General features: G+C 34.2%; 21 protein-coding genes and 1 tRNA gene. 4 read left to right on the top strand and 18 right to left on the bottom strand.

Going from position 1 to position 24245, the window contains the following annotated elements; translation table 11 throughout:
- Positions 1–457: 457 nt before the first annotated feature.
- From IR010_RS18945 to IR010_RS18875, 15 genes are all read right to left on the bottom strand, one after another.
- Positions 458–531 (bottom strand) — tRNA-Arg (locus tag IR010_RS18945).
- A 75-nt stretch (positions 532–606) separates the two neighbouring features.
- A complete protein-coding gene (locus IR010_RS18940; protein ID WP_074659845.1) occupies positions 607–1056 on the bottom strand; it encodes a GatB/YqeY domain-containing protein in 450 nt (149 codons plus the stop codon).
- 203 nt (positions 1057–1259) lie between these two features.
- The gene (gene ftsZ / locus IR010_RS18935; protein ID WP_194605935.1) at positions 1260–3248 is read right to left on the bottom strand and encodes a cell division protein FtsZ; all 1989 of its coding nucleotides are present in this window, start codon (positions 3246–3248) and stop codon (positions 1260–1262) included.
- An 85-nt stretch (positions 3249–3333) separates the two neighbouring features.
- Positions 3334–4743, bottom strand: coding sequence for a cell division protein FtsA (gene ftsA, locus IR010_RS18930; protein WP_194605933.1), 1410 nt, complete (start codon positions 4741–4743; stop codon positions 3334–3336).
- 6 nt (positions 4744–4749) lie between these two features.
- Complete coding sequence (locus IR010_RS18925) at positions 4750–5472, bottom strand: cell division protein FtsQ/DivIB (protein WP_194605931.1); 723 nt, start codon at positions 5470–5472, stop codon at positions 4750–4752.
- The gene (gene murC, locus IR010_RS18920; protein ID WP_194570487.1) at positions 5459–6808 is read right to left on the bottom strand and encodes a UDP-N-acetylmuramate--L-alanine ligase; all 1350 of its coding nucleotides are present in this window, start codon (positions 6806–6808) and stop codon (positions 5459–5461) included. The genes IR010_RS18925 and murC overlap by 14 nt, the downstream gene beginning before the upstream one ends.
- 221 nt (positions 6809–7029) lie before the next feature.
- Positions 7030–8115 (bottom strand): undecaprenyldiphospho-muramoylpentapeptide beta-N-acetylglucosaminyltransferase, encoded by a 1086-nt coding sequence (murG, locus tag IR010_RS18915; protein WP_029273294.1) that lies wholly within the window; start codon positions 8113–8115, stop codon positions 7030–7032.
- Between the two features lie 42 nt (positions 8116–8157).
- The gene (locus IR010_RS18910) at positions 8158–9471 is read right to left on the bottom strand and encodes an FtsW/RodA/SpoVE family cell cycle protein (protein WP_029273293.1); all 1314 of its coding nucleotides are present in this window, start codon (positions 9469–9471) and stop codon (positions 8158–8160) included.
- Between the two features lie 89 nt (positions 9472–9560).
- Positions 9561–10892, bottom strand: coding sequence for a UDP-N-acetylmuramoyl-L-alanine--D-glutamate ligase (gene murD / locus IR010_RS18905; RefSeq protein ID WP_029273292.1), 1332 nt, complete (start codon positions 10890–10892; stop codon positions 9561–9563).
- Entirely contained in the window at positions 10893–12128 is a 1236-nt protein-coding gene (mraY, locus tag IR010_RS18900) for a phospho-N-acetylmuramoyl-pentapeptide-transferase (protein WP_194570488.1), read from the bottom strand.
- Between the two features lie 52 nt (positions 12129–12180).
- Positions 12181–13644: a UDP-N-acetylmuramoyl-L-alanyl-D-glutamate--2,6-diaminopimelate ligase gene (locus IR010_RS18895; RefSeq protein WP_029273290.1), complete on the bottom strand. Its 1464-nt coding sequence runs from the start codon at positions 13642–13644 to the stop codon at positions 12181–12183.
- A complete protein-coding gene (locus tag IR010_RS18890; RefSeq protein WP_194605930.1) occupies positions 13641–15650 on the bottom strand; it encodes a penicillin-binding protein in 2010 nt (669 codons plus the stop codon). Before IR010_RS18890 ends, IR010_RS18895 begins: the two co-directional genes overlap by 4 nt.
- A complete protein-coding gene (locus IR010_RS18885) occupies positions 15641–15988 on the bottom strand; it encodes an FtsL-like putative cell division protein (RefSeq protein ID WP_029273288.1) in 348 nt (115 codons plus the stop codon). Before IR010_RS18885 ends, IR010_RS18890 begins: the two co-directional genes overlap by 10 nt.
- An 18-nt stretch (positions 15989–16006) precedes the next feature.
- The gene (rsmH, locus tag IR010_RS18880; protein ID WP_194605928.1) at positions 16007–16915 is read right to left on the bottom strand and encodes a 16S rRNA (cytosine(1402)-N(4))-methyltransferase RsmH; all 909 of its coding nucleotides are present in this window, start codon (positions 16913–16915) and stop codon (positions 16007–16009) included.
- Complete coding sequence (locus IR010_RS18875; RefSeq protein WP_029273286.1) at positions 16890–17363, bottom strand: division/cell wall cluster transcriptional repressor MraZ; 474 nt, start codon at positions 17361–17363, stop codon at positions 16890–16892. Before IR010_RS18875 ends, rsmH begins: the two co-directional genes overlap by 26 nt.
- Positions 17364–17741: 378 nt before the next feature.
- On the opposite strand from IR010_RS18875, the gene IR010_RS18870 reads away from it, so the two are divergent.
- Positions 17742–18506 (top strand): alpha/beta fold hydrolase, encoded by a 765-nt coding sequence (locus IR010_RS18870; RefSeq protein ID WP_029273285.1) that lies wholly within the window; start codon positions 17742–17744, stop codon positions 18504–18506.
- 42 nt (positions 18507–18548) lie between these two features.
- Positions 18549–19169: a ribosome biogenesis GTP-binding protein YihA/YsxC gene (gene yihA / locus IR010_RS18865; protein WP_029273284.1), complete on the top strand. Its 621-nt coding sequence runs from the start codon at positions 18549–18551 to the stop codon at positions 19167–19169.
- 89 nt (positions 19170–19258) lie between these two features.
- Here the strand turns inward: yihA and gldC are convergent, their stop codons facing one another.
- Together gldC and gldB are read right to left on the bottom strand one after the other, a co-directional pair.
- Positions 19259–19594 carry a gliding motility protein GldC gene (gene gldC / locus IR010_RS18860; protein WP_029273283.1) on the bottom strand — a complete coding sequence of 112 codons (336 nt, stop codon included), beginning with the start codon at positions 19592–19594 and terminating at the stop codon, positions 19259–19261.
- Positions 19594–20550 (bottom strand): gliding motility lipoprotein GldB, encoded by a 957-nt coding sequence (gldB, locus tag IR010_RS18855; protein ID WP_029273282.1) that lies wholly within the window; start codon positions 20548–20550, stop codon positions 19594–19596. The genes gldC and gldB overlap by 1 nt, the downstream gene beginning before the upstream one ends.
- A 100-nt stretch (positions 20551–20650) precedes the next feature.
- Here gldB and nadE point away from each other — a divergent pair, with 100 nt between their 5' ends.
- Together nadE and IR010_RS18845 are read left to right on the top strand one after the other, a co-directional pair.
- Positions 20651–21457 (top strand): NAD(+) synthase, encoded by an 807-nt coding sequence (gene nadE / locus IR010_RS18850; RefSeq protein WP_194570492.1) that lies wholly within the window; start codon positions 20651–20653, stop codon positions 21455–21457.
- A 94-nt stretch (positions 21458–21551) separates the two neighbouring features.
- The gene (locus IR010_RS18845) at positions 21552–22181 is read left to right on the top strand and encodes a response regulator transcription factor (RefSeq protein WP_026730588.1); all 630 of its coding nucleotides are present in this window, start codon (positions 21552–21554) and stop codon (positions 22179–22181) included.
- Here the strand turns inward: IR010_RS18845 and dnaG are convergent.
- Positions 22178–24238 carry a DNA primase gene (gene dnaG / locus IR010_RS18840; protein WP_194570493.1) on the bottom strand — a complete coding sequence of 687 codons (2061 nt, stop codon included), beginning with the start codon at positions 24236–24238 and terminating at the stop codon, positions 22178–22180. The genes IR010_RS18845 and dnaG overlap by 4 nt on opposite strands.
- Positions 24239–24245: the final 7 nt, after the last annotated feature.

Here is a 24245-nt window from a genome sequence, read left to right as displayed (position 1 = left end):
ATTGTGGAATAATATTGTGAAGATAAGATTTAGTAATTTTCAGTGGCATCATAAGCAGAGTAAGATTAAGCAAACGCAATCTTATGTACATCTTGTTTTTGAAAAAAGAGAATTCGTTACAAAAGCGATAGATAGATTTACAAATGGGTCATTGGAGTTAAAACAGTTTGAAGAAATTGAAAAAATTCAAGAACTAAAAATTAAGATTGAAAAATTGGAAATCCCTAAAAAATAAATAACCGCTAACATCTACTACAACTGATTTGAGCACTAGTTATGGAGCTAAATCTTAACATTAGAACCTGAAATAGAATTCTAAAAATAACAGCTCCATGATGAGTTCGAGTTAAAATATCAGTAAACATAGGCGGTTTCAAAGATAGAAGAAAATGTTGAAAATTTTCGAACCACAAAAAAAGCCTGAGAACATAAATTCTCAGGCTTTTAAAATTTAAAGTGACCGCGGAGGGGTTCGAACCCCCAACCCTCAGAGCCGAAATCTGATATTCTATCCAGTTGAACTACGCGGTCATTTTTTTTATTGTAGATTTATGATTTTAGAATTCAGATTCAATCTAAAATCTGAACTCTAAAATCTAAACATTTTTAAACCAATAATTTCTTTACGATTGCAGAAATAGTTTTTCCTTCAGCAGTTCCGCCTAATTGTGCAGATGCTAATCCCATAACTTTTCCCATTGAAGCAATTCCTGAAGCTCCAGTTTCAGCAATGATTTTTGCTACTACCGCTTCTACTTCTTCTTCACTTAATTGAGCTGGCAAGAATTTTTCGATTACGGCAACTTGAGCCAATTCTGGTTCGGCTAAATCTGGACGGTTTTGTTCTGTAAAAATTCTAGCACTTTCTTTACGAGTTTTAACCAATCTCTGAAGTAATTTTACTTCATCATCTTCTGTTAATTCTTCTTTAGAACCCGAAGCTGTTGCAGCTAATAACATTTCAGATTTAATTGCTCTTAATGCTTCTAATGCTACTGTATCTTTTGCTCTCATGGCGGTTTTAATCTCGTCCATGATTAGTGTTTGTAAACTCATTTTTTAATTTTATTTGAATAAGCTGATGCTTATAAATTGATATTAGGATTGAAAAATTTTCTCGACTTGACTCGAACTGACCACAAGATTAACTTTAAAAGTCTATTAAAGAAGTCAAATTTTAAATTCTGTGCGAAGATAAAAAAAATAACCCGAAAATTAAATCCAATTTTCGGGCTATATTATTTATTATGATTGTAAAATTAATCTACATTGTCATGCAAAAATGAATTGTTTGAACGCAATTGCAAATCGTTGTTACTGTCTGTTCCAACTGAGATTCTAGAATTAGTATTATTTGACTGTGAATTAGACAAATCGATACCTAATCTTTTGTAAGCTGGCTCTTTTTCAAGCTCGTCAATTCTAGAAACATTATTATGGAATTTATAATTAAACTCTTTTAGTTTCTTTCTTCTTTCTTCAGCTCTTAAGCGTAAAGTTTCTTCGATTGTCAGTTCCATTGGAGAAACATTTGCAGTAGTCGAATAATCCGCTTCACTTGCAAAGTCAACTCTTGGTTTCATAGTGATATTTAGTTCTGCAGGAACTACATCTTCTACTTTTTCAACTGGTTTTGAAGTCACTAATTCATTCTCAACTTCCATATACTCTTCTAAAGAATATTTGATAACTCCTTTATCAGAAAGTTCCGTTACCGGTACAAATTGTACTGGATCATTTACTTTGATATTACGAGTTTCATTTGTCAATTCGAATAAAATTTTATTGTCTTCAACAACTGGCTCTTTCTTTACTTCTGGCTCTGATCTAAAAAGAGGCAAATCAAATGAGAACGTTGTTTGCTCTTCTCTTTCAAAAGTTCTCTGAACAGGTTTAGCTTCTTGAAATGCTGGAACTTCTGGAGCTGAAATTGTAAAATCGATATCTGTAATTGGCGAAACGATTTCAAAAGTAACATCAAGATTTTTGATAAACTCAGACATTACAACCAATTCTTCCTGATTTATAGATGGAGCAACTGCAACTGGAGCAACAGGTGTTGGCACTACGGGAGCAACCGTATCAGCAAATGTCTCTTCCATTAAATCAAAAACAATTTTCTCTTCTGATTTCGCAGTAGGTGTTTCAGGATTTAAATCAAAAGACGCGAGCGATTTATTCGTCAAATTATGAACACTTCTTTGCTCATCTTCTAACGTATGAATTATTTTTTTAGGTTCAGTATTTACGATTTCATTTTGTTGTTCAACATCAAAACCAGTAGCAATGATAGTTACGGCAATAGCTTCTCCAAGAGTTTCGTCTTCACCAACTCCCATGATAATATTAGCATTGTAACCTGCTTCTGCCTGAATGTGATCGTTGATTTCTCCAATCTCATCCAAAGTAATTTCGTTTGATCCAGAAACGATAAGCAACAATACGTTTTTGGCTCCTGTAATTTTGTTATCGTTTAACAACGGAGAATCCAATGCTGAAATAATAGCATCTTTTGCTCTATTTTCGCCCGATGCAACAGAAGATCCCATGATCGCTGTTCCACTATTCGAAAGAACAGTTTTAGCGTCACGTAAATCGATATTTTGAGTATAGTGATGCGTAATTACTTCAGCAATACCTCTAGAGGCAGTTGCTAAAACTTCATCCGCTTTTGAGAATCCTGCTTTGAAACCAAGATTTCCGTATACTTCTCTTAATTTATTATTATTAATTACAATTAGCGAATCTACTTGCTTGCGCAATTTCTCAATTCCTAAAAGTGCCTGCTCTTGACGAACTTTCCCTTCAAACTGAAAAGGAATAGTCACAATACCAACAGTCAAGATTTCTCTTTCTTTTGCTAATTGTGCTATTACTGGAGCTGCACCAGTACCTGTTCCACCACCCATACCAGCGGTAATAAATACCATCTTAGTACCACGGTCTAACATTTTTTCGATATCAGCGATGCTCTCAATAGCAGACTGTTGTCCTACATCAGGATTTGCTCCTGCTCCAAGACCTTCTGTTAAATTAACTCCTAACTGAATTTTGTTAGGTACTGAACTATTTTGAAGTGCCTGTGAGTCAGTATTACAAACGATAAAATCTACGCCTTTAATACCTTGCTTAAACATATGGTTGATAGCATTACTACCACCTCCACCTACACCTATTACTTTTATTACATTTGATTGGTTTTTTGGTAAATCAAATGAAATACTTCCAAATTCTGAGTTGCTCATCATCTTTTTGGTTTTTGAAATTCTTATTTAATACATTTTTTACTTCCTGACTTGGGGCCAAAAAAGTAATCCTTTTCTCTTTATTACTTTATTCTGCGTTGTCTAAAAAATCTTTGATTTTATCGACATATCTATCAAAAAATGATCTCCTGATTTTTGTTTCTGTAGATTCTTCTTGAGCCATATTATTTCTAACATCTCTTGGCTCGTCAATAGTTTCTACTCTTTCAACGTAGTTTTCTTCTACTTCGTATTGCTGTTGCACAGGTGGCGGCACATTTCTATAAACCACTTTCGGCTGTTCATTTACAACTTCCATTCTAATAGCACTTTGCGTACTATTTTCGATGCTGTTCATTACTAAACCAACTGCTGTTGCAAATAACGGACTAGAGATTTCTTCGCTAGAGTTTCCTGCTAAATGTTCATTTGGATATCCAATTCTGGTATCCATACCTGTAATGTACTCTACTAATTGCTTAATATGTTTCAGTTGAGCACCTCCGCCAGTAAGAACAATTCCTGCAATTAATTTTTTGCGGGGATCTTCGTGACCGTAAGCTTTGATTTCTGCAAAAACCTGCTCTATAATTTCTACCACACGGGCATGAATAATTTTAGATAAGTTTTTAAGCGAAATTTCTTTTGGCTCTCTGCCTCTCAAACCTGGAATAGAAACAATTTCGTTGTCCTTATTTTCTCCTGGCCAAGCTGATCCGAATTTTATTTTTAAAAGCTCTGCTTGTTTTTCGATAATCGAACAGCCTTCCTTGATATCATCTGTAATTACATTTCCTCCAAAAGGAATAACTGCTGTATGACGAATGATTCCATCTTTAAAAATGGCCAAATCAGTTGTTCCTCCACCAATATCAATTAGGGCTACACCTGCTTCTTTTTCTTCTTGACTTAAAACGGCATCTGCAGACGCTAAAGGTTCTAATGTCAATCCTGACAATTCGATTCCTGAACTCTGAATACATCTTCCAACATTTCTGATCGAAGAAGCCTGCCCCACTACTACGTGAAAACTAGACTCTAATCTTCCGCCGTACATTCCGATAGGCTCTTTAATTTCAGACTGCCCGTCAATTTTAAACTCTTGTGGCAAAACGTGAATAATTTCTTCTCCTGGCAACATGGCTAGTTTATTAACCTGGTCAATCAAAAGCTGAATATCTTTTTCGCCAATTACTTCTTCCGGATTGCTTCGGCTGATGTAATCTGTATGCTGTATACTTCTGATGTGCTGTCCTGCAATACCTACAACAACATCTTTAATTTTATAACCGGAATTATTTTCTGCTTCAAGGATCGCTTGTTGAATCGATTGAATTGTTTGCGTAATGTTGTTTACAACGCCTCTCGCCACACCCAAACTTTTGGATTTTCCAATACCCAAAATTTCCAGTTTACCATACTCATTTTTCTTGCCTATCATGGCAACTATTTTGGTTGTTCCAATATCTAGACCTACTGCAATGTTATCTTTTTCCATTTTCTATTATTTTGTGCAAACTACTTGTTCCGTAAACCTAAGGTCAATTTTATTGTATTTGTATAACGAACTATCTAAAACTGCTTTTTGAAAAAAAGCTTTATAGTTATTAAATTTCTTATCAACATTCATCGTTCTGCCAAAATCGATGAAGTAATTATAATTTCTATTAAACATTTTTAGGCTGCCATTAGGCATAATTTGAATCGCAATGATGTTTTTTTTCAAAAACGCATCGTCGTAAATTGTGCGAAATAGAGCAGCTAAATCTTCGTTATTTTTTTCATTTATTGACCCCGAAACAAGAGGAACTCGAGCAGTAAAATTATCTGACAATGGCATTTTATTACCTTCATAGTCAATATAAAAAGAGCGATCACCATCATAAACTCTCGCTATTGGTGTCTTCTGTTTTACTCTCGCTTTTAGAACTCCATCAATACTTACAAAAACGTCTGACTTTTCAATCATGTCTTGCGTATCAAGGGATTTTTCTATCTTTTTCAAATCTAACTCATCTTTTCGGATACTGGAAGCGTCTCTTTTATTTTCTATCAACAATTTATTAACCGTTTCGGGCTTCACAAAAAGCGTATTTTCTCCTACAAAAACAACCATAGATTTTTTTAATTTTCTATCTCCGTTTCGGTGTTGCGCAAACGAATACAAAAAAAGTACAAGCCCAAAAATGAGCACTAATCGAATATTTGTCCAGTTAAATATTTTCATTTAGCATTTTTTTGATTGATGGAACCATTTCGCCAACGTCACCAGCTCCTATTGTTACAATTATTGGCGCATCACTGGCTTTGATCGCCACTAATAAATCTTCTTTTGCAACAATTTTTTTGTTCGAATTTGTCATTTTTCCCAACAGCCATTCTGATGTGATCCCTTCCATCGGCAATTCTCGTGCTGGATAAATATCCATTAGCAATACTTCATCAAATTGAGATAAACTTTCTGCAAATCCATCAGCGAAATCTCTTGTCCTGCTAAATAAATGAGGCTGAAAAACCGCTAATACTTTTTTTCCTGGATACAATTCTCTAACTGCCTGATGTACTGCATTTATCTCCGTCGGATGATGTGCATAATCATCTATATAAACTAACTTATCTGATTTAATCTGATATGAAAAACGTCTTCTGATTCCGCTGAATGAAGCAATGGCTTTTGCAATAGACATGGTCGGGGTGCCGAAAGTTTTCGCCATCGCAATAGCCATTAATCCATTCATTAAATTGTGTTTGCCAGGCAATCCAAAATGCAAATCTTTCATAATTTCTGTTGGCGTCTGCACATCAAAAACATAACTTCCATTTTCAATTCGAACATTGAATGCCTTATATACAGCATCTTCATTTATAGCACATTGTACACCTTCCAGAGGCAATTCTTTTGTTATAAACAGATTATTTTTATCTTCTACTTTTGAGGCAAATTCTACAAAAGAAGCTTCAATTGCTTCACTTGTTCCGTAAATATCCAAATGATCGGCATCCATAGACGTGATACAGGCAATATTTGGATGCAAATGCAAAAACGAGCGATCAAATTCATCAGCTTCCACTACGGTTACCGTTTTTCCACTTCCAATTAAGTTAGAATTATAGTTTTCTACAATTCCGCCTACAAATGCAGTAACATCTGCACCGCTTTCATATAAAATATGACCTAAAATACTTGAGGTTGTTGTTTTTCCGTGCGTTCCTGCAACAGCAAAACTAAAAGTGTCTTTAGTGATAATCCCTAAAACTTCAGCACGTTTTTTAACCTGATATTCTCTTTCTAAAAAATAATTCCACTCAGAGTGTGTTTTAGGCACTGCAGGAGTTATAATTACTAACGTATTCTCTGAATAGTAATTAGACGGAATTAAACTTATATTATCTTCAAAATGAATATCTATACCGCTTTCAATCAATTCATTCGTTAGCATAGACGGCGTTTTATCGTAACCTGAAACCTGTTTCCCTATATTTTTAAAATAACGGGCCAGAGCACTCATTCCGATGCCTCCAATGCCAATAAAATAAACGTTTTGTATTTGATTTAAATTCATTTTATTTTTTGCTTTAAGCACTAAGTTTTAGATTATAAGCCTTTAACTTAATGACTTTTTATTTTTTAATTGTTTTTTAATCCTTTAACTTTTTCGCTTATTTATTTTGTAATAAACTAACAATTAAGCCTTTGTATTTGTACAGTTTTAACATATCAAAAATGCCTAAAATAGCATTCATCTATTTTCTTGATGTTGTATAATTTTCTTTAAAAGTTACATTATAACAACTTTTTAATCTCTTCTACAATAACTTTAGTCGCATTTGGCATTGCCAGTTTTTTAATGTTAGCACTAAGCTGTTTTTGCTTTCCATCATCTTTCAGCAAAGCTTCGAAAACGATACTAAACTGACTCTCCAATTCTGATTCTTTTAATAAAATAGCACCTTTTGCATCTACAATCGCCTGCGCATTTTTTGTCTGGTGATCTTCAGCTACATTTGGCGACGGAATAAAAATTACTGGTTTTCCAACAATACACAATTCCGAAACCGATGAGGCACCAGCACGTGATATAATTACATCTGCAGCTGCGTAAACAAAATCCATTCTTTCAATAAAATCAACCACTCTGACGTTTTGCTGAGCATGTTTTTTATAATCCTCAAAATATAATTTCCCACATTGCCAGATTATCTGAACGTCCTGCGAAAGAAAATTATGCAATTCTTTTTCTATTAATTGATTGATTCTTCTAGCACCTAAACTGCCTCCTAAAACCAATAATGTTTTTTTATTCGGATCTAATCCGTAAAAAGCAATTGCTTCATCGCGTTTGCTGTCAATATCAATTAAATCCTGGCGAACCGGATTTCCGGTAACCACTATTTTTTCTTTAGGAAAAAATCGCTCTAAATTGCCATAAGCCACACAAATTGCATTTGCTTTTTTGCTCAGTAACTTATTCGTAATTCCAGGAAACGAATTCTGTTCTTGAATTACAGTTGGAATTCCAAATAATCCCGCTGCCTGCAATAAAGGTCCGCTGGCAAAGCCACCAGTTCCGATAACTACATTTGGCTTAAATTGTCTTATGATTCTTCTTGATTCAAGCAAACTTGTTGCCAATTTTAAAGGAAACATCAAATTTTGCAATGTTAACTTACGCTGCAGACCTGCAATCCAAAGTCCTTTTATTTCGTAACCTGCCTGAGGCACTTTTTGCATTTCCATTTTATCTTGGGCGCCTACAAAAAGAAAATCAGCATCAGGAAATTGTAACTTTAATTCATTAGCAATGGCAATCGCAGGATAAATATGCCCTCCTGTTCCGCCACCGCTTAGTATGAATTTATAATTTGTCATATTTTTAAAAGTTATAGCGTTTTTAAAAACTGCTCTTTTATTTTATTTATTTAATACTGCATTCATCGGATTTCTAGAATTATCCTCGATTGAATACATCATTCCTTCTTCTTCATATATTTCATTAGCAGGTAAATCTTCTTCTGCTAATTCTTTATCAATTAATCTTTGAAGTGCTTCTTTTCGCCTTTCTTTTTCTTCTCTTTCTTCAGCAACTTCTTCTTCTTTTTTGGTTACACTTATGATAATTCCGAGAGAGAAACAAGTCATCCAGATCGAACTACCTCCACTACTTATCAGCGGCAGTGTTTGTCCTGTTACCGGCAATAATTCGACTGCTACCGCCATATTGATCATCGCCTGAAATATCATCGGAAACCCGAGCCCGACGACGACTAATTTTCCAAATAGCGTATTTGCTTTATGCGATGCGATTACAAACCGGAAAAGCAATAACAAATACAAAAGCAATATCGAAACTCCTCCAACTAAACCGTATTCTTCAACTATAATTGCATAAATAAAATCAGAGGAAGATTGTGGCAAAAAGTTTTTCTGAACACTTTTTCCTGGTCCTAAACCCCCTAATCTTCCAGATGCAATTGCAATTTTTGCTTTTTCAATTTGATAATCATCTTCATCAGGTTTATCTGTGGTGAAATTTTCTATACGGCTTCCCCATGTTCCTACCCTGCTAAAGAATCTCGAATCTGGAAAAGCTTTGGCAACTAATAAAAAGAATGCCAGCATTGCGATTCCTGAACCAATAATAAAACCAATATATTTTAATGGATATTTACCAATAAATGTCAGCATAATTACCATTGAAAAAATCAACGCTGTTGTTGAAAAGTTCGCTGGTAAAATAAGCGCTAGTGTGATAAAAACCGGAAGCCAAAGCTGAATTAATGAAGCTTGAAAAGGTTCATTTTCTTCTTTGGTTTTAGACAAATAACGCGCCACAAATATGAACAAAACAATAGAAGCCAAAGTCGAAGTCTGAAATGTGATTCCGATAAACGGCACCTGAATCCAGCGACTCGCATTTGCTCCTGCAATTACAGTTCCCTTCAGCAATGTATAAAGCAATAAAAACCAAACAATAGGCAATGCAATTTTTGAAATTGCTCTAAAATAATGATATGGAACTTTGTGTACCCAATAAATAATCAAGAAACCAATGCAAATGTGAGCCAAGTGTTTTACTAAATAACCCAAAGTGTTTCCGGTTCCGTGACCAATGTATGCCAAATTACTACTTGCGCTAAAAACAGGCATAAACGAAAACAGCGCTAATAAAGCCACGAATGACCATATTACTCTATCTCCTTTTAGTTTATTTACTAGCTCTTTCATAATCTTTAGTTTCAGGTTTTATTTTTTTGTTTCAAGTTTCAGGTTTCAAGTTCCTCCTAACGTGAAACTTGAAACTTTAAACTTTTCTTCTACAAGTTATGAACCGCTTGCTTGAATTGTTTTCCACGATCTTCGTAGTTTTCAAATAAGTCAAAACTTGCGCAAGCTGGAGATAATAAAACGGCATCTCCTTTTTCTGTTAATCTTTGTGCTGTTTTTACAGCATCGCTCATATTGTTTACCTCAACCATTATGTCAACTACATTGCCAAAAGCTTCAATAATTTTATGATTGTCTATTCCTAAACAGATAATTGCTTTTACTTTTTCTCGAACTAATGACATCAATTCGTTGTAATCATTTCCTTTATCAACTCCTCCAACAATCCAAACTGTAGGCACATTCATACTGTCTAAAGCAAAGAATGTAGCGTTTACATTTGTTGCTTTTGAATCGTTGATGTACTGTACATTCTGAATTTTTAAAACTTTTTCTAAACGGTGTTCAACACCTTGAAAATTTGATAAACTTTCGCGTATTGTTGCATTTCTAATTTGCATCAATTTTGCTACAGAGCTTGCTGCCATTGCGTTTTTCATATTATGTTTTCCTTCTAACGCAATGTATTCTGTTTCCATTGTAAACTCTTCTTGGTTGATCTTTATTTCCATTTTGTTGTTATTTATAGAAGCCCCTTCATCGAATTTTTTAGACAATGAAAAAGGAATTAATTTTGCTTTTGTTGTGTTGTTCTTTAACCATTCTGCAATCGTCTCATCATCTGCATCGTAAATAAGATAATCGCTTTCAGTCTGATTCATTGTAATTCGAAACTTTGCTTCGATATACTTTTGATATTTATACTCATATCGGTCTAAATGATCTGGACTAATATTCGTAATAATGGCAATATCTGGCCTGTACTCTATAATTCCGTCTAGCTGAAAACTGCTTAATTCAAGAACGTATGCATCATATTTATTTTCGGCTACCTGCCAGGCAAAGCTTTTTCCTATGTTTCCTCCCAGTCCTACATTCAACCCTGCCGATTTCAGTAAATGATAGGTCAGCATTGTTGTTGTTGTTTTACCGTTGCTTCCAGTAATTCCAACTGTCATTGCTTCTGTAAAAGGCGCTGCAAACTCTATTTCAGAAATTACTTTTACACCAGTGTCAATTAACTTTTTTACTATGGGAGATTTATCTGGAATTCCGGGACTTTTCATTACCACGTCGGCATTTAAAATCAGGTCTTCTGTATGCTGTTCTTCTTCCCAAGCAATTTTATTAATGATAAGAACTTCTTTATAGCTTTCTTTTATTTTACCAAAATCAGATACAAAAACATCGTATCCTTGTTTCTTTCCTAAAATTGCGGTACCAACGCCGCTTTCTCCTCCTCCTAATACTACTAGCCTCATCTATCTTAATTTTAATGTAACAATTGATAATATGGCTAACATGATTGCAACAATCCAAAATCTGGTTACAATTTTACTTTCGTGATATCCTTTCTTTTGATAATGATGATGAAGTGGTGACATCAAGAAAATTCTTCTTCCTTCTCCAAAACGTCTTTTTGTATATTTAAAATAAGCTACCTGTATAATTACCGAAGCACTTTCTGCCAAGAAAATTCCGCAGAACAAAACGATCAGTATTTCTTTACGAACTGCAATTGCCAAAACTGCTATAATTCCACCGATAGTCAAACTTCCTGTATCTCCCATAAAAACCGATGCGGGATAGGAATTGTACCAAAGAAATCCGATTAGCGCTCCAACAAAAGCAGATATAAAAACAGTCATTTCGCCCGAATTGGGTATGTACATGATGTTTAGATAATTTGAGAAAATGATATTCCCTGAAACAAACGTAAATATTCCGAGCGCGAGCACCGATATTGCCGAGGTTCCTGCAGCGAGTCCGTCAATTCCATCGGTCAAATTAGCTCCGTTAGAAACTGCTGTGATGATAAAAATAACAACCGGAATAAAAATTAACCAAGCCCATTTTTCGTATCCATCACCTAAAAAAGATAAAATTTCAGCATAATCAAATTCGTTGTTTTTAACAAAAGGAATTGTGGTTGCTGTAGATTTCTCTTCAACTGGTGCCGGCAAAACTACTGTTGTCGTAGCTGTTGCTGTTTTAAAAACATCGGTTCTTCCAGTATCGGTTCTTACCGTAACTGCAGGATTAAAATAAAGAACGGCTCCTACTATAATCCCTAGACCAACTTGACCAATAACTTTAAAAATTCCTTTAAGTCCTGCTTTATCTTTTTTGAATATTTTAATATAATCATCAACAAAACCAATTGTTCCCATCCAAAGTGTAGTAACAATAAGCAATACGATATAAATATTATGCAGACGAGCAAATAACAAAACAGGCAAAAGCGTAGCAAAAATGATAATAAGTCCTCCCATTGTTGGAGTTCCTGCTTTTTCATTTTGACCTGCCAAACCTAACTCACGAACTGTTTCGCCAACTTGCTGCTTACGCAAAAAATTAATAATACGTTTTCCGTAAATCGTTGACAAAAGCAATGAAAGCATGAAAGCTAATGCCGATCTAAAAGTGATATACTGAAAAACTCCAGTTCCCGGTATATCTAATGTTTTGTCTAAATATTCAAATAAATAGTATAGCATATATCTTGGTTTATTTGTGTTAGTTTGTTCCTTACAGAAGCCCGATTAACGATTATTTGTTTAATTGAATTAAAATTTCTTTCACAGTTTCCATATCATCAAAATGATGACGAACTCCATTTATTTCCTGATACGTTTCATGTCCTTTACCAGCAATTAAAATAATATCATTTGGCTGCGCCAATTGACAAGCTGTTTTTATAGCTTGCTTTCTGTCTGTAATTCTTAATATTTTTTTATAATTATGAGCTTCTACTCCTTTCTCCATTTCATCTAAAATCACTTCCGGATCTTCATTTCTAGGATTGTCTGACGTTAAGATTGCTTTATCACTAAGATCTGAAGCAATTTTCGCCATAATTGGTCTTTTCGTTTTATCTCTATTTCCGCCACAACCTACGACTGAAATCAATTGTTCGTTTTTAGTACGGATATCGTCTATCGTTTTTAAAACATTATCTAAAGCGTCCGGCGTATGTGCATAATCAACGATTGCTGTAATATTTCCTTCTGAAACAATATATTGAAAACGACCCGAAACACTCTCTAAATCAGACAACAAGCGCAACGCTTCAAGACTATCCATTCCTAGCTCTATAGCCGTTCCGTAAATCGCTAAAACATTATAAGCATTAAAAGTTCCAATAAGTTTTACCCAAACTTCATTGTCATTTACTTTTAATAATAATCCTGATAATTGGCTCTCTAAAATCGTTGCTTTAAAATCAGCATATGATTTTAGAGCATATGTAAACTTTCGTGCAACCGTATTTTGAAGCATTACAGTCCCATTTTTATCATCGATGTTTGATAAAGCAAAAGCTGTTTTTGGCAATGAATCAAAAAACGATTTTTTTACATCCCTATATTCTGCAAAAGTTGGATGATAATCTAGATGATCGTGCGAAAGATTTGTAAAAATGCCGCCCACAAAATGCAAAGCTTCAGTCCTTTTTTGATGAATTCCGTGTGAACTCACTTCCATAAAACAATGTGTTACGCCAGCTTCAATCATTTCATTTAAATAATGATTTATTGTAATCGAATCTGGTGTGGTATGTGTGGCTTTATATTCTGTTTCATCAACCATTATTTTTACAGTTGATAATAAACCGACTTTAAATCCTGCTTTTTGAAACAATTGAAATAATAATGACGCTATTGTTGTTTTTCCGTTTGTCCCAGTAACACCAACAAGCTTTAATTTTTCAGATGGATTTCCGAAATAATTAGCAGCCATAAAAGCAAGAGCTGTATTTGTATCTTTTACTTTTATATAGGTAATTCCTTTTTCAATATTTTCTGGAAGCGTATCACAGATTATTGCAATTGCACCAAGCTGAATTGCTTTTTCGATATAATCATGTCCATCAGAAAGGGATCCGCGGATGGCTACAAAAACATCATTTGTCTCAATTTTTCTTGAATCAAAATCAATTTTATGTATATCGATTTCTGTCGAACCTGTTACAGATTCAATAGCTACTTTATATAATATGTCTTTCAGTATTTTCACGATAATTCTAATACTATAGTTGTGTTTTTACTAATACTTTGTCCAGCTTGCAAAGACTGTTTTTTTACTTTTCCCACTCCATTGACCTTTACTTTTAAACCTAAGTTTTCTAGTAGTGCAATAGCATCCATTCCTGGCATTCCCTTTAAATCCGGAACCTGATTTGATTTTTTATTGGCTTCAACAGCATAATATTTATCATAACTAGAATCTTGTTTTGGCACTCGAGAATCTAATTTTTTAATTTTATTTGTTGAAGGCGCGTCTGTAAAAATCTTTTGAGCAATTCTTTTAAAAACCGGTCCTGCAACGTCTGCTCCATAATAATTATTATTAGCTGTATTTGGCTTATGAACCACTACAATACAAGAATATTTAGGGTGATCAGCTGGAAAATATCCTGCAAAAGAAGAAGCATAATACATTCCTTCTCTTCCAGCTTTACCATAATTCACCATAGCTGTTCCTGTTTTTCCTGCCATCGAAAAATCTTTAGAATATAACTTAGAACCTGTTCCTTTTTTTACCACATTTTGCAAAACCGCTTTTACTTTTTTTAATGTCTCAGGAGAACAAATCCTCGGATTAATTACTTCTGTATCGAATTTTTTAATCGTTTTATTCCATTCTTTAATTTCTGAAACAAACTGTGGTTTTACCATTACACCATTATTTGCAACTGCATTATATAAGGTTAAAGTCTGCATTGGCGTAACCGAAACATTATATCCAAAAGCCATCCATGGAAGCGTAGTTCCTGACCAATGTTTGTCTCCAGGCTGTGGAATATATGGCTTACCTTCTCCTTTAAAATGCAATCCTAATGTCTTATTTAATCCGTACGCATTAATATGATTTACAAACTTAGAGGGGTTACTTTTGTAATTTTCGTAAACTGCCTGAACCATTACCGTATTTGATGAAAGCTCAAATCCGCGTGCTAATGAAACTTTTCCATAACCGCCTTTATGCGAATCACGAACAGCTCTTCCGTAATATCTAATTTCTCCGCCATGACTATCATAAACCGTACTTGTATCTGCTACTTTATCATCTAAGATTGCCATTAAATCGACCAATTTAAAAGTCGATCCTGGCTCGTGAGATTCAGCAATTGCGTAATTTGTTGTTTCATAATACGACCCGTCTTCTGCTCTTCCTAAATTCGAAATCGCTTTTACATGCCCCGTTTCTGTTTCCATTACTACCACACAACCATGATCTGCTCCATAATCTTCTAATTGTTTCAATAAAGCATGATGTGCTATATCTTGAATAAAAACATCGATTGTCGAAATAACATCATAGCCATCTTGAGGATCAACTTCGTTGACGTCACGAATTGGCTTCCATTGTCCTTTTGCTATTTTTTGCTTTAAAATCTTACCGTCTTTTCCGTTTAAATAACTTTTAAAAGCCCACTCGATTCCTTTTCCTACTTCAACTCCTGTTGCAGGATCAATTCGATCGTAACCGATTGTTCTTTCAGCAATTTTTCCTATCGGGTGTTTTCTAACGGTTTCTTGTTCAATTATAATCCCGCCTTTAAAAGCACCTAAATTGAATAATGGAAAACCTTTAATTTTTACATATTCTGTATAGCTCAAATTACGGGCAATTAAATAATAGCGGTTTTTATTGGCTCTGGCCTTTCTTAATTCCTGTTCATAATAACCTCCTGGTCTATTTAAAACAGTTGCCAATGAATCTGATAATGCTTTTACGAATTTCTCGAAAGTTTCTGTTTTTGGCGCTTTTGCATCAAATCTAATTTCATAATTGGGAATTGATGTTGCCAGTAAACTTCCATCAGCCGAATAAATATTTCCTTTATTTGCCGGAATCACAAAATTTCTAACTGTACGCTGTTTGGCGAGTTTTCTATAATAATCTCCTTCAACCCATTGAATATTGGTTAATTTAACAACAATAGCAATTGCCATCACGAAGATGAAAACTGCTACGAGGTAAATTCTGTAGGATATATGTTTATCGTCTACTGCCATATTCTTTTAAAGAAACTTTTTTCTTCTTCTTTTTTAACTTCTATTTTTACTGGAGGAACTGTCGATGGAAAAATCTGTTTTTCTAACATTTTATCCGATATCGTTGATTCCATTTTTAACTTCATTAGTTCTGAACGTCGGTCTACAAATTCAGATCGCAATTCTTTTACTTCATTGTTCAGTTTTGCAATTTCAAAAACCTTTTGTTCGTATCGCTGTGTATTGGCAATCATTATTATGGCAAGCAAAATGATAAAAACAATGAATCGCCAATTTTTTACAGCGTCATCATTTATAAGAAACCTTGCTTTTAATATGCCAAATACTCCACCTTTCATTTTTTTATACCTTATATATTATATCTTCTCTGCAATTCTCAATTTTGCACTTCTTGCTCGATTGTTGATTTTGATCTCTGCATCATCAGGAACAATCAATTTTCCGATTGTTTTAAAAGGAACTGAAAAATTTCCGAAGAAATCACGTTCTGGTTCTCCTTCAAACATTCCATTCTTAATAAATCTTTTTACCAATCTGTCTTCTAAAGAATGATATGAGATTACAGAAAATCTTCCACCCGGATTTAGAATTTCTAGTGATTGCTCAATAAATTCCTTCAAAACATCCATTTCTTGATTTACCTCGATTCGAATCGCCTGATAAATTTGAGCCAATATTTTATTTCGAACTCTTTCAGGTAAATATTTTGCTAAAACTTCTTTCAATTCATCTGTAGTTTTAATTGGCTGATATTCTCTAGCCTCTACAATTGTTCTTGCAAGAACTGGCGCATTCTTCAACTCTCCATAATCAAAAAAAACACGACGTAAATCCTGTTCTTCATATTCGTTAACCACTCGATAAGCATTCAAATCATTTTTCTGACTCATCCGCATATCCAGTTCGGCATCGAATCTGGTAGAGAAACCTCTTTCCGGAACATCAAACTGATGTGATGAAACTCCCAAATCAGCTAAAATTCCGTCAACACTTTTTACACCATGAAAACGCAAGAACCTTTTTATAAATCTGAAATTCTCATTTATCAAAGTAAACCTTTCATCTGGCAATGCATTTGCAAGTGCATCTTCGTCTTGATCAAAAGCAAATAATTTTCCGTTTGGCCCTAATCTTCTCAAAATTTCTTTTGAATGCCCACCGCCTCCAAACGTCACGTCTACATATATTCCATCAGGCTTAATATTTAAACCATCAACTGTAGGATGAAGCAAAACCGGATTATGATATTCCATTGTCGTCGTCATTAATATTTCCCATTACTTCTTCGGCTAAATCTGCAAAATCCATATCTTCGCCGCTTATTGATTTTTCATATAAATCTTTATCCCAAATTTCCACAATATTAACCGCAGATGAGAAAACAACATCTTTAGAAATACTTGAAAAGGCTACCAAATCTTTTGGGACCAACAACCTTCCTAATGCATCAATCTCTACCACTTTAACACCAGCAGTAAATCTTCTGATGAAATCATTGTTCTTTTTCACAAAACGATTAAGCTTGTTGATTTTTTGCATCATCAAGTCCCACTCTTCCATCGGATATAATTCTAAACACGGCTGAAAAACAGAGCGCTTCAAAACGAATCCGTTTTGAAGAGAAGAAGCCAATTGCTTTTTTAAAGGTGCAGGCATCATTAGCCTTCCTTTAGCATCGACTTTACACTCATATGTTCCGACAATTGTGTTCAAGAAAAATCAATTAATATGTTATAGGACAAAAATATAAAAAAAAATACCACATTTTACCACAAAATACCACTTTGTTAATAAGTTTAACCACTTTTCTACCACTACGCTTAATTTATGGACAATCAATACCTTAGCTAATCATTAGTGAATTCCCAATAACAGTAATCATTCAAAAAAAATACGCACTGATTTTCTTAAAAAAGTAACTATTATGTCAGTTTCTTAACATTTAGGAAAACTACCAAAAACACGCCTAAAATCTGATTGTTAGACACTTATATATTCTACTGAAATTATCTAGTTAAAAAATGGCAGCAAAAATTCATTTTTATTTATTAAACCCTATATTTGTCCAAATTGAAATTGGCATTAAATTAAATGGACAAACACTACAAAAAAGAAGGCAAATACAGCTATTATGAAGCTGGAGAAGGAACTCCTATCGTTATTTTACATGGCTTAATGGGAGGCCTAAGTAACTTTGATGCTGTAGCGGAATATTTCCCAACAAAAGGATACAAAGTTGTAATCCCAGATTTGCCAATCTATACTCAAAGTATTTTAAAAACTAACGTGAAAAGCTTTGCCAAGTACGTTAAAGACTTTATAACTTTTAAAGGTTTTGATCAGGTTATTTTATTAGGCAACTCCCTTGGAGGACATATTGCACTTTATCACACTAAATTATATCCAGAAAAAGTAGCTGGACTTGTAATTACAGGAAGTTCTGGTCTTTATGAAAGTGCGATGGGCGACAGTTATCCAAAGAGAGGTGATTACGAATACATCAGAAAGAAAGCTGAAGATGTATTTTACGATCCTGCTATTGCTACTCCAGAACTTATTGATGAAGTTTACGCAACAGTTAATGACCGCATAAAATTGATTAAAACATTAACGATTGCAAAAAGTGCAATTCGTCATAATATGGCAAAAGATTTACCAAAAATGACAGTGGAAACCTGTATTATTTGGGGTAAAAACGATGCTGTAACACCACCAAATGTTGCCGAAGAATTTGATAAATTATTGCCTAATTCAACTTTGTATTGGATAGACAAATGTGGACACGCTGCTATGATGGAACATCCTCAGGAATTTAATAATATTCTTGAAGAATGGCTCGTTAAAAAGAATTTATAGCATCTATCTCTCGACTTTAGGAGGTTTTAAAAACCCAAAAACATGAAAATTACAACCGCCGAATTTATTGTCAGCAATTCTGAAGTTGCAAAATGCCCTCAGGAATTTTTGCCAGAATATGCCTTTATCGGAAGATCAAACGTAGGTAAGTCATCTTTGATCAATATGCTTACCAATCATAAAAATTTAGCAAAAACTTCAGGAAGACCAGGAAAAACACAATTAATTAATCATTTTAAGATTAACAACAATTGGTTTCTAGTCGATTTGCCGGGTTACGGTTACGCCAAAGTATCCAAAAAAACAAAATCAGTTTTTCAGCAATTTATTACTGATTATTTTGAAACCAGAGAACAATTAGTTTGCGCTTTTGTTTTAATTGATATTCGCCACGAAGCTCAAAATATTGATATTGAATTTATGTCATACATGGGAGAAAGCGAAATTCCGTTTTGTATTATTTTTACGAAAGCAGATAAAATCAGCAAAGTAAAAGTTGATTCTCACGTTGCAGCATACAAAAAACAAATGTTTGCAAATAACTGGGAAGAAATGCCCCATTATTTTGTGACCTCATCTACAGAATCGACTGGAAAAGAAGAGCTTTTAGCTTACATTGACGAAGTAAATCAGGAGGTTTTTAAAAATAATAGTCAGTTTTAAGAAAACAAATTTATAGTAAATAAAAATCCCAAATTCCGAGTTTTAAAATTGGAATTTGGGATTTTTATTTATTGAAATTTAAGGAAATTTTATTTCGTCAATTCTAGTTTTTCTGCAAAATAATCACAGAAATCTTTCATTGTGTCTGACATTTTTTCGTCGTCTGTTGCGCGTTTAAAAGTATCAGACATTGCTACTAAAGTCTGGTGAAAGAAAATTTTCATTTCATCAACCGGCATATCTTTCGTCCATAAATCAATACGCATTGTTTCTTTAGCTTTACTGTCCCAAATAGACAGCATAATTGCTTTTGCTTCTTCTGCCTGCACTCCGCCATCTTGAGCGCTCCACGTTAATTTTTCTGGAACACGGTTTTCATCTAATTCTATATTGAATCTAATTTCTGAGTTTATTGTATCTGACATTATTTCTTAGGTTTATATTTTGACTTTTCAAAAATTTCTTTTGCATTCACTTTTAATAATTCTGACAATGCAACATTGTTATTTTTCATATAAGAACGAACAATCTGCCAGCCAATCCAAGCTCCTATGCGTCCTGGCGAATCGTTATCAATTTCTAAATAAAATTTAGAAAAAGGTGCCGGTGTCATAAATCGTGTTGTCAATTTCGGATCATCGCTGTACAGCATTTGTTTTTCGATAAAATAACGCCACATATAAGCTTCATTTTCTTCACACCATTTTATTTGTTCTGGCGTATAGCCTATTTTTTCAGCATCTGTATATTCTGGCAGCAATAAATCTTTTGCATACAATTGTTTTCCTTCAAAAATCATTTGAGAAACTAAATTTCTGTCTGGAAAAGCAGGAATATTTCTGTAAGCAAAACTAGATACGACATCTGGCATAATCTGTTTTTCTTCAAAATTTTGCTTTAAGTAAGTTGGAAACTCATAAAACTTATGCTCTTTTCCTAAATACAATTCCAATGCAACAATTACCAGACTGTCTGCATAAATTGCTTTGGCATTGTAATCCATTTCTCCAATTACCGTAATTACTTTTGGCGTTTTTGTTTTAGGAAAATAATATTTTACATGCTGAAAAAGCGAATTAAATTCTTGGCGAACAGGCTCAATATTGGAATATTTTTTCTGCACTTCTTCATATACTTCTCTCCAAATTGGTTCCTGCATTTTCTTTAGCCAAACAGAGTCATCATTGCCAGCCGGAAAAAAGAAAGGATACTGTCTTTTTACTTTCGCCAAATCTTCTGGTTTGGTCTCAAAAAACACTTTATCAAAACGTTCTACTTTAATATCAACCGGAATTTCTTCCACTTCTTTTTCTACTTTGCTTTTTTGATCACAAGACAAAAAAAACAAGCACAGAACCACTGCAAAGCGATATATTTTCATTTTATTTTAATTAGATTTGTGTTGCATAAATTTAAAAAATACACATACTTAAAAATATTTGTGCAAATATACATCCCTGTATCTTAAAACTTGAACTATTATGGCTAAAAAAAGTACTATTCAAACAGAAAAAGTAAATACCCACATTGTAGAGTGGCTAAAAAATTATGCTAACAATGCAAAAGTAAATGGTTTTGTAATCGGAATTTCTGGTGGAGTTGACTCTGCAGTAACTTCAACACTATGCGCACAGACCGGCTTAAAAGTTTTATGTGTTGAAATGCCTATTCATCAAGCAGAAAGTCAAGTTTCAAGAGGAAGAGAACATATTGAGCAATTAAAAAAACGTTTTCCGAACGTTTCGAATGTAGAAACTGATTTAACAGCGGTTTTCGAAGCATTTAAGGCATCTGTACCAAAATCTGATGACGAAGCAAAGGTGAGCCTTTCTTTAGCAAACACGCGCGCTCGTATTCGAATGACATCTTTATATTATTTAGCCGGAATTCATGGTCTTTTAGTTGCCGGAACAGGAAACAAGGTCGAAGATTTTGGTGTAGGATTTTATACTAAATATGGAGATGGCGGCGTCGATTTAAGTCCGATCGCTGATTTAATGAAATCTGATGTTTATGCTTTAGGAGAATTTTTAACAATTCCACAATCAATTTTAACAGCTGCTCCAACAGATGGATTATTTGGTGACAATAGAACCGATGAAGATCAATTAGGAGCAAGTTATGATGAGCTTGAATGGGCGATGGAAGCGGCGGCGTCAGGAAAGACGGCGGTTGACTTTAATGGGAGAGAAAAATCTGTCTTTGAAATTTATAAACGTTTAAACACCAGCAACAAGCATAAAATGGATGCAATACCCGTTTGTTTAATACCAAAAACGTTAAAGTAGAAATTTTTAACATTTGTCAGCTATTAATTACAGAATTTATTTATTAATTTTACCGTTCCAAAAACATGATAATAATTCTAAAAAGGTAAAAATTATGATTAAAGTATGTCTTGCAGACAATCATCCTGTGACTCACTTTGGCGTTAAGTCTTATTTCAAAGACCACGATCAAATTTCAATTGTTGCCAACGTAGGCAATTTTTCAATGGTTAGAGATATTCTTCAGACGAAGGAGATCGACATCCTAATTCTAGATCTAGAGTTAGAAGGTCTTTCGAGCATCTTCGAAGTTAAATCGATCCTGAAGAACTTCCCAAAAACAAAAATTGTAATTTTTAGTGACCTCGCTGAACAAATGTATGCTCCAAATGCAATTAAAGCAGGAGTTTCTGGGTATGTGCACAAAACAGAAAAACTTGAAACATTAGGTCTTTCTATTATTAAAGTACATGAAGGAAAAATTATCATCAACGAAACTGTTCGTAAAAACATGGCTCTAATTGCTAAACAAAGCAAAAGCGAACGTTTGTACAGAAAACTTTCAAATCGCGAGATCGAAGTTTTACGCTATTTAAGCGATGGTAAGAAAAACAATGAAATCTCTAAAATCTTAAACCTGAACGAAAAAACGATCAGTACTTACAAATTAAGATTATTGACTAAATTGAATGTTACTAATTTAGTTGACTTAGTAAATAAGGCAAAGACTTTAGAAATTATTTAATGGTATCTTGACATTACTCTTCCGAGTTTTTTTGAGAACGAATTAACTAGTTTTGAGTAGTCGACTACCATAGACAAAAGCTCCGTATTATCTGAATTATCAGGTTGTATGGAGCTTTTTAATTCTTCGATAATTCGATCAACCAAAAACCAGCGCATAGACATAATGGTTTCCGTAACATATTGTGCGATACTCGCCTGTTTGTCTTTTGCAAAAATATTCTGCCCTTCCCAATTGTGAAGTGTTACTTTTTCATCTTCCATCAAAATATCCGTTACCTCTTGAGCAAAATCTGGCTGTAGACGCATTAAATACTGCTCTAAACTGAATTTTTCATTTTGAAGATAAAACGAAGTTAAGTCGGTAAAAATATCTCGGAATAAATTATTAGAAAGCTCTACCTCATCTTCCTGCAAACTCAAATAAATTCGCTGAAAAACTTTGTATTCTTTCTTTTCCGTAATCATTTCGATTTCGCCTTCTTCATTGCTTTTCAAAAGAACATCTTCAAATTCTTCTGTTTTATCTCCGTAAAGCAATAAAATCTCAATTACTTTTCGTTCTAAACGATATAAAATATCTACTTTTTCAGTTTGCTGTCCTGGATATCCCAGTTCTCCTGGATAATCATCAGGAGGTCCCATTCTTGGATCTTCTGGATCTCCTCCTGAAAAACCAGCATTTTTTGAATTTTGGTTTCTGACAACCTCAAAAGGTTTTTGTTCCTGTTTTTGCTTTTTGTTAGCTTCGGCAATATCTTTTTGAATCAATTGCGCCAATGTACTTACCAAAACCTGCTCCGAAATATCCATAATTCTGGCACATTCCTGAATATACACTTCTCGTTGAATACGATCTGGTATTTTAGAAATACTCGTTACCATATCTCTGATCAGGTCGGCCTTTTTTATAGGATCGTTTTTAGCTTCATTCATTAAAATTGAAGCTTTGAACTGTATAAAATCTTTACTATTTTCTTCTAAATAGGCTACTAAATCGTCGTGCGAATTTTTTCTGGCAAAACTGTCCGGATCTTCCCCGTCAGGAAAACTGCAAACTCTCACATTCATTCCTTCTTCCAGAATCAAATCGATTCCGCGTATAGAAGCACGTAGTCCTGCAGCGTCGCCATCAAAAAGTACGGTAATGTTTCTGGTCAGACGATTAATTAATCGAATCTGATCTGGCGTTAAAGCAGTTCCTGAAGAAGCCACGACATTTTCAATTCCCGCCTGATTAAACTGAATTACATCGGTATAACCTTCAACCAAATAGCAATTGTTTTGTTTGGCAATTGCTTGTTTTGCCTGAAAAATTCCATAAAGCACTTTACTTTTATGGTAAATATCACTTTCTGGCGAGTTTAAGTATTTCGCCGCTTTTTTATCATTCGTTAAAATACGCCCTCCAAAACCTAAAACACGTCCGGACATACTTTCTATAGGAAACATTACACGTCCTTTAAAACGGTCAAAAGGACGATCTTCTCTGGCAATTGTCAAACCGGTACTTTCTAGAAATTCAAGTTTGTATCCTTTGCCCAAAGCTTCTTTAGTCAAAGCATCCCAAGTTTCCGGAGAATATCCTAAACTAAACTTTTTGATGGTTTCGTTTGTAAAACCTCTTTCTTTAAAATAGGAAAGTCCAATTGCCTTTCCTTCTTCTGAATTTAAAAGTGTTTTATGAAAATAATCTTTTGCAAACTCCGAAACCAAGTACATGCTTTCGCGAACATCCGTCATGGCTTTTTCAGCATCCGTCTGTTCTGTTTCTTCAATTTCAATATTGTATTTTCTAGCCAAATATCGAATAGCTTCCGGATAGGTAAATTGTGAATGTTCCATCAGAAATTTAACCGAATTCCCTCCTTTTCCTGTACTAAAGTCTTTCCAAATTCCTTTGGCAGGCGACACCATGAACGACGGAGAACGCTCATCTGAGAACGGACTCAAGCCTTTAAAGTTACTTCCGGCACGTTTTAAGTTGACAAAATCACCAATAACCTCCTCTACTCGAGCAGTTTCAAAAACAGAATCAATTGTACTTTGTGAAATCAAAACGTAA

It is taken from the genome of Flavobacterium sp. MR2016-29, assembly GCF_015350695.1.
In the GTDB taxonomy this organism is placed as follows: Bacteria; Bacteroidota; Bacteroidia; order Flavobacteriales; family Flavobacteriaceae; genus Flavobacterium.
The sequence above is the reverse complement of the archived record's forward strand: the minus strand, read 5'-3'. Positions and strand labels throughout refer to the sequence as shown.

Bases quoted from the DNA above. Each gene is read 5' to 3' on its own strand.
- ftsZ (WP_194605935.1), bottom strand. From the start codon at position 3,248: ATGATGAGCAACTCAGAATTTGGAAGTATTTCATTTGATTTACCAAAA.
- murG (WP_029273294.1), bottom strand. From the start codon at position 8,115: ATGACAAATTATAAATTCATACTAAGCGGTGGCGGAACAGGAGGGCAT.
- yihA (WP_029273284.1), top strand. From the start codon at position 18,549: ATGAAAATTACAACCGCCGAATTTATTGTCAGCAATTCTGAAGTTGCA.
- ftsA (WP_194605933.1), bottom strand. From the start codon at position 4,743: ATGGAAAAAGATAACATTGCAGTAGGTCTAGATATTGGAACAACCAAA.
- rsmH (WP_194605928.1), bottom strand. From the start codon at position 16,915: ATGACGACGACAATGGAATATCATAATCCGGTTTTGCTTCATCCTACA.
- gldB (WP_029273282.1), bottom strand. From the start codon at position 20,550: ATGAAAATATATCGCTTTGCAGTGGTTCTGTGCTTGTTTTTTTTGTCT.
- IR010_RS18910 (WP_029273293.1), bottom strand. From the start codon at position 9,471: ATGAAAGAGCTAGTAAATAAACTAAAAGGAGATAGAGTAATATGGTCA.
- murC (WP_194570487.1), bottom strand. From the start codon at position 6,808: ATGAATTTAAATCAAATACAAAACGTTTATTTTATTGGCATTGGAGGC.
- IR010_RS18890 (WP_194605930.1), bottom strand. From the start codon at position 15,650: ATGGCAGTAGACGATAAACATATATCCTACAGAATTTACCTCGTAGCA.
- nadE (WP_194570492.1), top strand. From the start codon at position 20,651: ATGGCTAAAAAAAGTACTATTCAAACAGAAAAAGTAAATACCCACATT.
- murD (WP_029273292.1), bottom strand. From the start codon at position 10,892: ATGAGGCTAGTAGTATTAGGAGGAGGAGAAAGCGGCGTTGGTACCGCA.
- IR010_RS18885 (WP_029273288.1), bottom strand. From the start codon at position 15,988: ATGAAAGGTGGAGTATTTGGCATATTAAAAGCAAGGTTTCTTATAAAT.
- IR010_RS18925 (WP_194605931.1), bottom strand. From the start codon at position 5,472: ATGAAAATATTTAACTGGACAAATATTCGATTAGTGCTCATTTTTGGG.
- gldC (WP_029273283.1), bottom strand. From the start codon at position 19,594: ATGTCAGATACAATAAACTCAGAAATTAGATTCAATATAGAATTAGAT.
- mraY (WP_194570488.1), bottom strand. From the start codon at position 12,128: ATGCTATACTATTTATTTGAATATTTAGACAAAACATTAGATATACCG.
- IR010_RS18870 (WP_029273285.1), top strand. From the start codon at position 17,742: ATGGACAAACACTACAAAAAAGAAGGCAAATACAGCTATTATGAAGCT.
- IR010_RS18845 (WP_026730588.1), top strand. From the start codon at position 21,552: ATGATTAAAGTATGTCTTGCAGACAATCATCCTGTGACTCACTTTGGC.
- IR010_RS18940 (WP_074659845.1), bottom strand. From the start codon at position 1,056: ATGAGTTTACAAACACTAATCATGGACGAGATTAAAACCGCCATGAGA.